Genomic DNA, 12,379 nt, shown 5'->3' on the forward strand with positions numbered 1-12,379 from the left:
ACGGCTCCGACCACGTTGGCGCTGGAGCAGTCGCTTCTGACGGCTCCGACCACGTCGGCGCCGGCGCAGTTGCCTCTGACGGCTCCGATCACGTCGGCGCTGGCGCCGTTGCCTCTGACGGCTCCGACCACGTCGGCGCTGGCGCCCTCGCCGCCGATGGCGCAGACAAGGTCGGTGCCAACCGGCTCGCCTACTCCCGCGCAGGCGTCGGTTCGGACCAAGTCGCTTCCGCCCTCATGAGCGGCAGCTATTCCGACCAGTTCAACAGCCCTCAATAATCGCTATCGGCGCAACCAGCCCACCGCTGGTTGCGCCGCACTAGCACATTTGTGCTAATCGACCACCCCGATCCCTGGCGTTATATTCCCTCGCAACCCCTGACGCTCCCCAACATTGCCGCTGTGCAGTGCGCGGGATCGTTGTGCCTGGAAAAACAACAACACCAAGGAAGAAACACCATGAAACCGCACTTCAGCCTTGCCAGAATCACAGTCCTCAGTGCCCTGCTCCTCGGCGCCGCCGGTTGCCAGACCGTAAAACCCACCGAAGACAGCATGAAAGAACGTGCCCAGACGGTCATTGGCCAGCCGGTCAGTAAAATCGCCAACGTACGCAACGACAGCACCCTCACCTATTACACGGCCTACACCGCCGCCGGCGAATACAACTGCGAGCAGCCCAGCGGCGTAATCATGGCGGTCGCCAGCATGGGCATCATGACGCCTCCCCTGTCTTGCCTGCCCAAAGGTGCGTCACCGATTCCGTACCAGTAATCCGGCGCAGAAAAACCGTACCAACGCCTCGTCTCACCCGGTAAAGGATACCGCTCGATCATGAAAACACTCATCGCCACCCTCAGCCTCGCGGCCGTCGTTCTGACCGGCTGCGCCACCCCCAAGCAATGGGAAGCCACCGGCGGCAGCAAGACCGACGGCGTTGTCCAGGTCTCCTATGAACTGGGCCAGTTCGAGAGCGGGCAAACCTCCGCCGCTCAAGGGTTGGCCACGGCTGAAGGCCGTTGCAAGGTCTGGGGCTACAAGAGCGCCGAAGTCTCGGGCTCGGAGAAAAACATCTGCCGCACCATGGGTCAGTACAACTGCCTGCAAACCACCATCACGCAGGACTATCTGTGTAAGCGCTGACCGCTTCGGTCTGCCGGTCGCGCAGCGCACGCAAGGTCGCGCGCAGCTCGGCCGGGCGTACCGGTTTGGACAGAATGGCGATCTGCCGATCATGCAGGGCCGCCTGGATTTTTTCGATGTCATGCCCGGTGATGATCATGGCCGGCACCGCATAACCGCGCTGACGGCGAACCTCATCGATGCACTCGATGCCGGTGCTGTGGGAGCCGAGGTCATAGTCGGCGACGATGATGTCGCAGTCCGTGACCAGCCCCTGCCCGCTCAGCTCAGCCTGCACGACGCAGCCCCAGCGCTCCAGCAACGCAGAAGTCGCCAACAGAACGTTGCGATCATCCTCCACCAGACACACCTTCAACCCCGTCAGCAAACCGACCTGCCGAGCCTCCTCCCGATTGACCGGCACCTGCGGCGGCGCGAGTGGCAGTCCATGCAAGGTCACCGCCGTGCCATGCCCCAGCCGTGAGCGGATCGCAACATCGATACCGATCAACTGCCCCAGACGCCGGACAATCGACAGCCCCAGGCCCACGCCTTCGACGTCCTTGTCGCGCAGCTGGCGAACCCGATAAAACTCCTCGAACACCTTGGGCAAATGCTCTTCGGCGATGCCGTTGCCGCGGTCATAGATCGCGATGGCCAACCCTGCGCCGCGCTTGCGCACACCGATCAGCACCGGCCGGTGCGCCCCGTATTTGAAGCAGTTGGAGAGCACGTTCTGCACCATCGTCGCGAGCAGCGCCGGATCGGTGCGCACCCAGTGTTCGCAAGGCAGCAAGCGCAGTTCGACACCCGCCCAGCGTGCGGCTTCGGCGTTCTGGCGGATCAGATCCGCCAGCCATTCACCCAGCTCAAGCGTCTGCAACCGGGGCAGAATCCGCCCGTTGTCGAGGGTGTAGAGATCGAGAATCGAACGAAACAGCTGCGACACGTTGAGCAGCGAACGGTCGATGCTGTCCACCAGCCGCCGCTCCTCTTCGCCCAGCCGCGACTCGCGCAGGCATGCGGTAAACAGGCCGATGGAATGGATCGGCTGACGCAGGTCATGACTGGCCTGAGCCAGGAAACGCGACTTCTCAAGGTTCGCAGCGACCGCTTCTTCCGATGCCTTGCGCGTACGCTCCAGCAGCAGGTGCGCATACACCGGAATCACCGTGCTGGTGATCATCAGCATCAACACCATGAACGGTTGCGCCTGCCAGTACGGCGTCAACCGATAGACCGCCAGCAGCGCCAGCAATGCCAGCACCGTGGCAATCGCCAGGTAGCGCGAGCCGTAGCGCATGCCGTTGCCGAGGTTGACCCAGACCATGACGGCATAAATGGGCAACGCCGCCTCGCCGCCGACCACCAGCCCGAAACTGGTGCCGGTGTAATCGTGAAGAATGCCGAAAATCCGCCGCGCCGGATAATGCCCCGGCCAGCGCACGATGGCCTGGCGCAGCACGACGGAGGCCAGCAGAAAAAGGGAAATGTAGGTGACCACCGGCAGATAGGTATCGAAGCGCTGGCCCGGCAGGAAACCGAGCACAGCCATGTAAACCAGCGCGATGCTGGCGATGATGATGCGCAGATTGGCCTGGTCGAGCTCGGTGTTCTTTTCGAACTTCATGGGGGAACGTCCTTGTGCGGCAGTCGTCATAAACAGCACGAATCAACAGGCAATGCCTTCGCCCGGTGCTAAGGTGCATGCCGTGAGAAATGCTGACCCAGGGAGGGTTTTGCCATGGCGTGCCGAATCATCATAGCCGACGATCACCCGTTGTTTCGCGAAGCGCTGCTGCGCACCGTCCAGCGTTTGCTGCCCGAAGCCCTGATCGAAGAAGCCGGCGACCTCGACAGCGTGCTCGCCCTGCTGCCGGCCGGCGACGAGCCCGACACCTTGATCCTCGACCTGCGTTTTCCCGGCCTGACCTGTGTCAGCCAGCTCGCGGAACTGCGCCGGCGTTTGCCGCGAACCACGCTGATTGTGGTGTCGATGGTCGATGACGAGGCGCTGATCGGCGAGGTCATGGCGGCCGGCATCGATGGTTTTATCGGCAAGAATATCGCCCCCGACGAGATCGGTCAGGCGATCCGGGCGATTCGTGAAGGTGAGGTACTGGTGAAATTCGCCCCGTCCGGCCTGCTGCCGCTGGACACCGGCACTGCCCTCACCCCGCGTCAGCAAGAGGTGCTGCGGCTGATCGCCCAGGGCAAGACCAACAAGGAAATCGCCCGTGAACTGGATATTTCGCCGTTCACGGTGCGGATTCATGTGTCGTCGTTGTTGCGGGTGCTCAACGTGCCGTCGCGGGCAGCGGCGGCAGTCAAGTATTCCGGTGCGGGTTAGCGCTGGAAGTCGAGATCAAGGATCGACCTGGGCCATCAGTTCAGGCACCGATTCCTGCCGCTTCGCATAGCGCTGCGCCAGCACCGCGCAGACCATCAGTTGAATCTGATGGAACAGCATCAGCGGCAGAATCAGCACGCCGATCGTGCTGCCGGCAAACAGCACCTGCGCCATCGGCACACCGGTGGCCAGACTCTTTTTCGAGCCGCAGAACAGAATGGTGATGCGGTCTTCCAGATTGAAACCGAACAACTTGCCCAGCACGGTGGACGCCAGTAGCACCAGCGCCAGCAGAATGCAGCAGACAACCACCAGCCCCAGCAGGTCGATCACCGGAATCTGGTGCCAGATACCCTCGTTCACCGCTTCGCTGAACGCGCCGTAAACCACCAGCAGAATCGAGCCCTGATCGACGAATTTCAGCCAGTTCTTGTTGCGACCGACCCAGGCGCCGATCCAGCGACGGGCAATCTGACCGGCAATAAATGGCAGCAGCAATTGCACGCTGATTTTCACGATCGCGTCGAGGGTCGAGCCGCCGTCACCGTGGACGTTGAGCAGCAGCGTCACCAGCAGCGGCGTGAGGAAAATCCCGAACAGACTGGACGCCGCCGCGCTGCAGATCGCTGCCGGAATATTGCCCCGCGCCAGCGAGGTGAAAGCAATCGCCGACTGCACCGTGGCCGGCAACGCACACAGGTAAAGCATGCCCATGTACAGCTGATCGCCGATCAGCGGTGACAACAGCGGCTTGAGCGCCAGCCCCAGTAGCGGGAACAGGACAAAGGTCAGGCCGAACACCAGCAAATGCAGGCGCCAGTGGCCGGCGCCGGCGATGATTGATTCCCGCGAAAGCTTGGCGCCGTGCAGGAAAAACAGCAGCGCGATGGCGATGTTGGTCAGCCAGCCGAAACCGGTGGCGACCTGGCCGCTGGCGGGCAGGAAGCTAGCCAGCAGCACCACGCCGATCAGGGTCAGGGTGAAGTTGTCGGGCAAAAATCGTGGGCGCGTCATGGTTTGTTCATCCGGGGGTTGCCAGTACGTGGAAGCGACTCTAACGTGACTGGAAATTACCGACTAACGCCGAAGAACCCACAGATGCCGCCAAAAGGACACGACAAGAGCGTCAGACGCAGCATTCCCGGTCTGCCCAGCCTGCCGCGCCCGCTCTACGGACGCACCGAATCGCTGCCCAATCGCGCGCTGACCCGACGTCACAGTCATCCGTGGGTGCAGTTGTCCTACGCGATTCAGGGCGTACTCGAAGTGCAGACCGCCGTCGGTCGTTTCGTTGCGCCACCGGAGCGGGCGGTGTGGATTCCGGCGGGTGTGCCGCATCGGGTATTCAGTTCACCGCACACCGAAATGCGCAGTCTGTATATCGATTGCAGTGTCGCCAATTGGGCGCCGGAGCGTTGTCATGTGCTCGGGGTCAGTGATCTTTTGCGTGAACTGATCCGGGCCTTCAGTCAGATTCCTGTCGAATATGACCAGAGCGGCCCGCACGGGCGTCTGGCCCAGGTGATCCTCGATCAACTGGCCGATGCCCCGCCCATCGATCTGATGCTGCCATTGCCGCAGGACAGTCGCTTGCGCCAGATCTATCAGAGTCTGGAGCAACATCCGGAACAGCAGACCACCCTGGCCCACTGGAGCGAAAAATTCGGCGTAACCGAGAAAACTCTGACTCGGCTGTTCCTGCGCGACACTGGTTTGACCTTCCGCACCTGGCGCCAGCGCCTGCGTCTGCTAGGTGCGCTGACACCGCTGGAACGCGGAGAACGCGTCACCGACGTGGCTTTGGCTTGTGGTTATGACTCGACGTCGGCCTTTATCGCGGCGTTTCGCCAACAGTTCGGCGAGACACCGGGAGAGTTTTTCCGATGAAATTAACCGATATTTATCGACTTTATGCATGCCATTGGGCAAATTTCAGGGTAGAGTTTCGCCCATCAAGAATCTTTGACATCTTTCGACGATAACAATGATCAACCACCCTTTAGCGAACCTGTCGGCGGTAACAGCATGATCGAAGTCACTGAAGTTTCCATTGCCCAATTGCGCGCGGCGCTCGAATCCGGCCAGACCACCGCGGTTGAACTGGTCCAGGCCTACCTGGCGCGCATCGACGCCTTTGACGGTCCGGACACCGCCACTGCCCTGAACGCAGTGATCGTGCGCAACCCTGAAGCGCTGAAAGAAGCGCAAGCTTCCGATGCCCGTCGTGCCAAGGGCGCAACCCTCGGTCCGCTCGACGGCATCCCCTACACCGCCAAAGACAGCTATCTGGTCAAAGACCTGACCGCCGCGTCCGGCAGCCCGGCCTTCGCCGATCTGGTGGCCCAGCGCGACGCGTTCACCATCGAACGCCTGCGTGCGGGCGGCGCGATCTGCCTGGGCAAGACCAACATGCCGCCGATGGCCAATGGCGGGATGCAGCGTGGCGTCTATGGCCGGGCGGAAAGCCCGTACAACGCTGATTACCTGACCGCGCCGTTTGCTTCCGGCTCCTCCAACGGTGCCGGCACCGCCACCGCTGCCAGCTTCTCGGCATTCGGTCTGGCGGAAGAAACCTGGTCGAGCGGTCGCGGCCCGGCGTCGAACAACGGCCTGTGCGCCTACACACCGTCGCGCGGGGTGATCTCGGTACGCGGCAACTGGCCGCTGACGCCAACCATGGACGTGGTAGTGCCTTACGCGCGCACCATGGCTGACCTGCTGGAAGTGCTCGACGTGGTGGTCGCCGAAGACACCGACACCCGTGGCGACCTGTGGCGCCTGCAACCGTGGGTGCCGATCCCGAGCGTCGCCTCGGTGCGCCCTGCTTCCTATCTTGAACTCGCCGTGAAAAGTGATGCACTGGCCGGCAAACGCCTGGGCGTGCCGCGCATGTACATCAACGCCGACCCTGAAGCCGGCACCAGCGACGAGCCGGGCATCGGCGGCCCGACCGGGCAACGCATTAACACCCGTGCCTCGGTGATCGATTTGTGGAAACAGGCCCGTCAGGCCCTCGAAGCCGCCGGCGCCGAAGTGATCGAAGTAGATTTCCCGCTGGTCTCCAACTGCGAAGGCGATCGTCCGGGCGCGCCGACCGTGTTCAATCGCGGCATCGTCTCCAAAGAGTTCATGCACCACGAACTGTGGGACCTGTCGGCCTGGGCCTTCGATGATTTCCTGCGCGCCAACGGCGACCCGAAACTCAACCGTCTGGCAGACGTCGACGGGCCGAAAATCTTCCCGCACGACCCGGGCACCCTGCCCAACCGTGAAGGCGACCTCGCCGCCGGCATGGACGAATACGTGCGCATGGCCGAACGCGGTATCACGCCGTGGGATCAGATCCCGACGCTGCCGGACGGCCTGCGCGGCCTGGAGAAGACCCGCAAGCTCGACCTCGAAGACTGGATGGATCGCCTCGGCCTCGACGCCGTGCTGTTCCCGACCAACGCCGACGTGGGCCCGGCCGACGCCGACGTCAACCCGGCCTCGGCGGACATCGCCTGGAGCAACGGCATCTGGGTCGCCAACGGCAACCTCGCAATCCGCCACCTCGGCGTGCCGACCGTCACCGTGCCGATGGGCGTGATGGCCGACATCGGCATGCCGGTGGGGCTGACGTTTGCCGGGCGGGCCTATGACGATTCGACATTGCTGCGTCTGGCAGCGGCGTTCGAAGCGACTGGCTCCAAGCGTTTGGTGCCGCCGCGTACGCCAGCACTGGCAACCGGCAAGTAATAAAAAAGGCGGGATCTTTCGATCCCGCCTTTTTCTTTATCTTTCTGCCAACTCTTCCAGTAAATCCGCCGAAGGCACAAAGAACAGACTGCCCGTGACCGCGGTGCTGAAGTCCAGCAACCGGTCGTAATTGCCGGGTGGTTTGCCGACAAACATGTTTTCCAGCATCTGCTCCAGCGGCTCCGGCGAACGCGCATAACCAATGAAATAAGTGCCGAACTCCCCCGCACCGGGCCGGCCGAACGGCATGTTGTCGCGCAGGATTTTCACCTCTTCGCCGTCCTTGGTGATGGTCGTCAAGGCGCTGTGGGAATTGCTCGGTTTGACCGAATCGTCCAGCTCGATATCGGACAGTTTGGTGCGCCCGATCACCCGCTCCTGCGCTTCGACCGACAAATCGTTCCACGCCTTCATGTTGTGCAGGTACTTCTGCACCAGCACGTAACTGCCACCACTAAACACCTGATCTTCATCGCCCACGAGGGTGAAATGCTCGGCTTTGCGACCGACCGGATTTTCCGTGCCGTCGACAAAACCGATGATGCTGCGCATGTCGAAATAGCGGAAACCCTGCACCTCGTCGGTCACCGTTACGGCGCCGTCCAGCGCCGACATCAACTGCGTCGCCAGTTCGAAACACAGGTCCATCTGATCGGCCCGAATGTGCAGCAACAGATCGCCAGGCGTGGAAACGGCGCGCCGCCCTTCTACACCGAATTCGCGAAAGTCATGCAAGGACGCCGGGCGTGGACTGCCGAACAGACGATCCCACGCGCTGGAAGAAAACCCGCAAACGCAGGACAGGTTGCCCGAAGGAACGCGCTTGCCAACCGAGCGCGTCAGCCCTGCGATATCGGCGCACCAGCCGCGGACTTTTTCGGCGGCATCGGCCTCGGCGTTGAGGGTCGCCACGATGAAGATGGCAGCGCTGGTGATCGGGCTGCAGACGGCTTGAGGATCTGGCGTGTCGATGATCGTAGCTCCCTAAGTGGTGGACTGACTCGACAGCGAGGTTAGCAAAGAAGTGTTGAATGAAGTATTACCCGCGCCTGCCCGCGTCATTCGACACTTCGCTTTTAACGAACAATACCCACGAAATAAACGATTTTTCTTTGTCGGAAGGCTCCTACTAGCATGGCCCCGTCTACCCCGAAAAACATAAAGACAGGGAGAACGGCATGCACCCCATCAACATCGGCGAACCCTGGATGTGGGTCGCCTTCATCGTTTTTGTCCTCGCCATGCTGGCCGTCGACCTGTTCGTCTTCGGCGGGCGCAAGGCGCATCGGGTCTCGGTACGTGAAGCCTCGTCCTGGGTAATCGCCTGGTGCATGCTGGCGATGGCCTTCGCCGGATTGCTCTGGTGGTATCTCAACGGCGAATTCGGTCCCGAAATCGCCAAGGTCAAGACTCTGGAATTCCTCACCGGTTACCTGATCGAGCAGTCGCTGTCGATCGATAACATGTTCGTCTTCGTGATGATCTTCAGCTACTTCGCCGTGCCGCCGGAGTTGCAGCGCCGGGTGCTGCTGTACGGCGTGCTCGGGGCAATCGTGATGCGCGCGGCGATGATCTTCGCCGGCGTATGGCTGGTGTCGCAGTTCACGTGGCTGCTGTATGTGTTCGGTGTGTTCCTGATCATCACCGGGATCAAGATGCTGGTGTTCGCCGAGCAGCAACCGGACCTCGATAACAACCCGCTGCTGCGCTGGGTGCGCGGGCACCTGCGGATCACCAACGGCTTTCACGGCGAGCGGTTTTTTGTGCTGCAGAACGGTGTGCGTTGGGCCACGCCGATGTTTCTGGTGCTGGTGCTGATCGAGGCCAGCGACCTGATGTTCGCGGTCGACAGCATCCCGGCGATCTTCGCAGTAACGACGGATCCGTTCATCATTTTCACTTCGAACATCTTCGCGATCATGGGGCTGCGGGCGCTGTACTTTTTGCTGGCGGACATGGCCGACCGTTTCCATCTGCTCAAATACGGACTGGCGCTGGTGCTGGTATTCATCGGCGGGAAGATGACGGCGATGCCGTGGTTTCACATGCCGGTGGAGTGGTCGCTGGCGATTGTCGGCGGGCTGATTCTGGCGTCGGTGGTGCTGAGTCTGATCCTGACGAAGGACAAGTCGCCCGAAGAAAGTCAGGCGAAATAACAGCCGAGGGAGCGAACGTGGTTCGCTCCCTCGGTTTTGGGCTTATTTATCCGACTTGATGCTGGTCCACACCCGCGTCCGCACCCGCTCCAGTTTCTGTGGCAACGGCTGCACCACGTACAGCTTCTTCAGCGCTTCGCTAGTCGGTGTCAGGTTCGGGTTGCCGGTGATTTCCTTGTTGATCAGCGGCAGCGAATCCTTGTTGGCATTCGGGTAACCGAGGAAGTCACTGATCGAAGCAATGACCTTCGGATCCAGCAGGTTGTTGAGGAACTCGTGGGCCTCTTCGACGTTCTTCGCGCTCTTCGGAATGGCGAAGGTGTCGAACCAGATCGGCGCGCCTTCCTTCGGCAGGCGCCAGTCGACCACTACGCCGTTTTTCGCTTCTTTGGCGCGGTTGCCGAACTGGTAGAAGCTGCCGGAGTAACCGATGGCCACGCAGATGTCGCCGTTGGCGATGTCGGTCATGTACTTGGCCGAGTTGAAGTAGGTGACGTAAGGGCGAACCTTGAGCATCAGGTCCTTGGCTTTTTCATAGTCGGCCGGGTTCTGGCTGTTCGGGTCCAGGCCCAGGTAATGCAAGGCCAGCGGCAGGATTTCCGTCGGCGAATCGAGCATCGCCACGCCGCAGGATTTCAGCTTTTCCATGTTCTCCGGTTTGAACACCAGATCCCAACTGTCCACCGGCGCATTCTCGCCGAGTGCAGCCTTGACCTTGGCCGGGTTGAAACCGATCAGCACGGTGCCAACCATGTACGGCACGCCGTACTGATTGCCGGGGTCGTTGACGTCGAGCAACTTGAGCAGCGCCGGGTCTTGGTGACTCCAGTTCGGCAGTTTGGACTTGTCGAGTTTCTGGAACACGCCGGCCTTGATCTGGGTATCGAGGAACTGGTTCGACGGCACCACCAGGTCATAGCCGGAGTTGCCGGTGAGCAGTTTCGCTTCAAGGGATTCGTTGGTGTCGAAGGTGTCCCAGGTCACTTTGATGTTGCTTTTGGCGGCGAAATCCTTGGGCACCGACGGCAGGATGTAATCCGCCCAGTTGTACACCCGCAGTTCGCGCTGTTCGGCCTGTACGGCGCTGGCCAGCAGCGTCAGCCCGAAAACAGTGGCGCCCAGAATGCGTTTCATCGTGACCATGTTGTGTTTCCCCGAATGCAGCGTGAGTCGATGGTTTTTATGTTCTGTACACGGCAGCGGCTTGCAAATCAGCCAAGGGCAAGGAAGGTGCAGCATTTAATTGTGGCTTCGATTCTTCCTGACAGCGTAGACGCGGCACAGTAGCCCGTTGGCCAAAAGGGGATCGAAATGGCCAATTTGCGTGACCGCCGGGATGCGGAAACAACAATGCCCGACGAAGTGCCGGGCATTGTCTGAATAGCCTGCGAAGGATCAGTCGGTAAATCCCAACCGCGCCGCCCTGCTCTGCTGCGTCTGCCCGCGGGTCGCCAGGCAGTAATACAGCGGGCATGTCACGATCAGGCCGACCAGCCACGACAGGTCCGCGCCTTCCACCAGATTGGCGTACGGCCCGACATACAACGACGTGTTGGCGAACGGCAGCTGCACGATGATGCCGATGAAATAGGCAATGATCGCGTGCAGGTTGAAACGCCCATAAATGCCGCCGTCGGCGCGGAAGATCGAGGCAATGTCATAGCTGCCGCGCTTGATCAGGTAGAAGTCGATCAGGTTGATCGAAGCCCACGGCACCAGCACCAATAGCAACGCCAGAATCAAACCGATGAACTCAGAAATGAAATCCGCCGACGCGCCTAGCGCCACCAGGCAGCAACCCGCCAGCACCACGCTCGACAACATCACCCGCACCTTGATGCTCGGCGTCCATTGGCTGGCGAAGGTCTGGATCGAGGTGATGATCGACAGCACCGCGCCATACAGATTCAGCGCGTTGTGGCTGATGATATTGAGCAGGAACAGCACCATCAGAATCGGCCCCAGCCAACCGGTCGACTGCTTGACCGCCGCCATGGCTTCGGTGCCTTCCGGGGTCGCCAGCACCGCCACCGCGCCGAAGGTGAACGACAGAATGGTGCCCAGCGTGGCGCCAAGATAAGTAGCGATAAATGGCTTGCCGATCCCAATGTCCGCCGGCAGGTAGCGGGAGTAATCCGAGACATACGGCGAAAAGCTGATCTGCCAGATGATCCCCAGCGACACCGTCGCCAGCCATCCGGACAGGTTGAAGCTGCCCCGGGTAAAGAAGTCCGCCGGCAACTCATGGGCAAAGATGTAGATGAACCCGGCGAGCAGCGCGCTGCCCATCACCCAGGTGCCGATGCGGTTAAGCGTGTGAATGAAGTTGTAGCCGATCACGCCAATGGCCGTGGCGCTGAGGGCGCCGATCAGGATGCTGAGCGGCGCCGGCACCGACGGCGCAATGCCGACGATGGATTTGCCGGCCAGCACGATGTTGGAAATGAAAAAGCCGATATAGATGATCGCCGCGAAGAACACGATCAACAGCGCACCGTAACGCCCGAACTGACCGCGACTCTGGACCATTTGCGGAATGCCCATGCGCGGGCCTTGCGCCGACGCCAGCGCGATCACCACGCCGCCAATCATGTGCCCCAGCGCAATCGCCAGCAGCCCCCAGAACAGGTCGAGATGAAACACCTGAACCACCATGGCGCCGGTGACAATGGGCAGTGGCGCAATGTTGGTGCTGAACCAAAGGGTGAAAAGGTCGCGGGCCTTCCCGTGGCGTTCCGCGAGTGGGACGTAGTCGACCGTGTGATTCTCGATCAACGGATCTTGCCGGGACATCTGGGACATAAAAATGAACTCGATTGGGTCTGTTCTTATCGTTGTATGAAGCCAAACCGGGGGTGCTTCTTGGCCGCCCCTCAGATGCAGACCATATTATGGTATTCCAACATTTTCACAAGACTGATCCGCTGTTTGCGACGGCATCTGATCCGGCATCCTCCCCGATACCCAGCGTTCACGGCTAGAGCAAAGCCCCGTAAATGCTGAGTTTCCGACGG

The 12,379-nt window shown here is 61.0% G+C and carries 11 protein-coding genes and 1 pseudogene; 7 read left to right on the forward strand and 5 right to left on the reverse strand.

Annotated elements, in window-relative coordinates; translation table 11 throughout:
- The 3 genes and pseudogenes from PMI24_RS00260 to yecR all read left to right on the forward strand — a co-directional run.
- Nucleotides 1–278 (forward strand): annotated as a pseudogene (locus PMI24_RS00260) (hypothetical protein); the annotation flags it as partial.
- 180 nt (nt 279–458) lie between these two features.
- Nucleotides 459–773: a hypothetical protein gene (locus tag PMI24_RS00265; RefSeq protein WP_007950439.1), complete on the forward strand. Its 315-nt coding sequence runs from the start codon at nt 459–461 to the stop codon at nt 771–773.
- 60 nt (nt 774–833) lie between these two features.
- On the forward strand, nt 834–1,142 hold the full coding sequence (yecR, locus tag PMI24_RS00270; RefSeq protein ID WP_007950440.1) for a YecR family lipoprotein: 309 nt from the start codon (nt 834–836) through the stop codon (nt 1,140–1,142).
- Here yecR and PMI24_RS00275 read toward each other — a convergent pair.
- Nucleotides 1,114–2,751, reverse strand: a complete 1,638-nt coding sequence (locus PMI24_RS00275; RefSeq protein WP_007950441.1) for an ATP-binding response regulator — start codon at nt 2,749–2,751, stop codon at nt 1,114–1,116. The two genes, yecR and PMI24_RS00275, sit on opposite strands and share 29 nt — an antisense overlap.
- Nucleotides 2,752–2,865: 114 nt before the next feature.
- Between PMI24_RS00275 and PMI24_RS00280 the strand changes: the two genes are divergently transcribed.
- Nucleotides 2,866–3,471, forward strand: a complete 606-nt coding sequence (locus PMI24_RS00280; RefSeq protein ID WP_007950442.1) for a LuxR C-terminal-related transcriptional regulator — start codon at nt 2,866–2,868, stop codon at nt 3,469–3,471.
- Between the two features lie 15 nt (nt 3,472–3,486).
- On the opposite strand, the gene PMI24_RS00285 is transcribed toward PMI24_RS00280, so the two are convergent.
- The gene (locus PMI24_RS00285; protein ID WP_007950443.1) at nt 3,487–4,485 is read right to left on the reverse strand and encodes a bile acid:sodium symporter family protein; all 999 of its coding nucleotides are present in this window, start codon (nt 4,483–4,485) and stop codon (nt 3,487–3,489) included.
- Nucleotides 4,486–4,569: 84 nt separating this feature from the next.
- On the opposite strand from PMI24_RS00285, the gene PMI24_RS00290 reads away from it, so the two are divergent.
- Both PMI24_RS00290 and PMI24_RS00295 read left to right on the forward strand, forming a co-directional pair.
- Entirely contained in the window at nt 4,570–5,358 is a 789-nt protein-coding gene (locus tag PMI24_RS00290; RefSeq protein ID WP_007950444.1) for an AraC family transcriptional regulator, read from the forward strand.
- A gap of 138 nt (nt 5,359–5,496) precedes the next feature.
- Complete coding sequence (locus PMI24_RS00295; protein ID WP_007950445.1) at nt 5,497–7,209, forward strand: amidase; 1,713 nt, start codon at nt 5,497–5,499, stop codon at nt 7,207–7,209.
- A gap of 36 nt (nt 7,210–7,245) precedes the next feature.
- Here PMI24_RS00295 and PMI24_RS00300 read toward each other — a convergent pair whose 3' ends face one another.
- Nucleotides 7,246–8,184 (reverse strand): Dyp-type peroxidase, encoded by a 939-nt coding sequence (locus tag PMI24_RS00300; RefSeq protein ID WP_045121614.1) that lies wholly within the window; start codon nt 8,182–8,184, stop codon nt 7,246–7,248.
- A 203-nt stretch (nt 8,185–8,387) separates the two neighbouring features.
- Between PMI24_RS00300 and PMI24_RS00305 the strand changes: the two genes are divergently transcribed.
- Nucleotides 8,388–9,365, forward strand: coding sequence for a TerC family protein (locus PMI24_RS00305; protein ID WP_007950447.1), 978 nt, complete (start codon nt 8,388–8,390; stop codon nt 9,363–9,365).
- A 42-nt stretch (nt 9,366–9,407) separates the two neighbouring features.
- Here the strand turns inward: PMI24_RS00305 and PMI24_RS00310 are convergent, their stop codons facing one another.
- Nucleotides 9,408–10,508, reverse strand: a complete 1,101-nt coding sequence (locus tag PMI24_RS00310; protein WP_007950448.1) for a polyamine ABC transporter substrate-binding protein — start codon at nt 10,506–10,508, stop codon at nt 9,408–9,410.
- Between the two features lie 252 nt (nt 10,509–10,760).
- The gene (locus tag PMI24_RS00315; RefSeq protein ID WP_007950449.1) at nt 10,761–12,167 is read right to left on the reverse strand and encodes a purine-cytosine permease family protein; all 1,407 of its coding nucleotides are present in this window, start codon (nt 12,165–12,167) and stop codon (nt 10,761–10,763) included.
- Between the last annotated feature and the right edge of the window lie 212 nt (nt 12,168–12,379).

Origin of the sequence: Pseudomonas sp. GM25, assembly GCF_000282255.1 — a bacterium.
In the GTDB taxonomy this organism is placed as follows: Bacteria; Pseudomonadota; Gammaproteobacteria; order Pseudomonadales; family Pseudomonadaceae; genus Aquipseudomonas; species Aquipseudomonas aphyarum.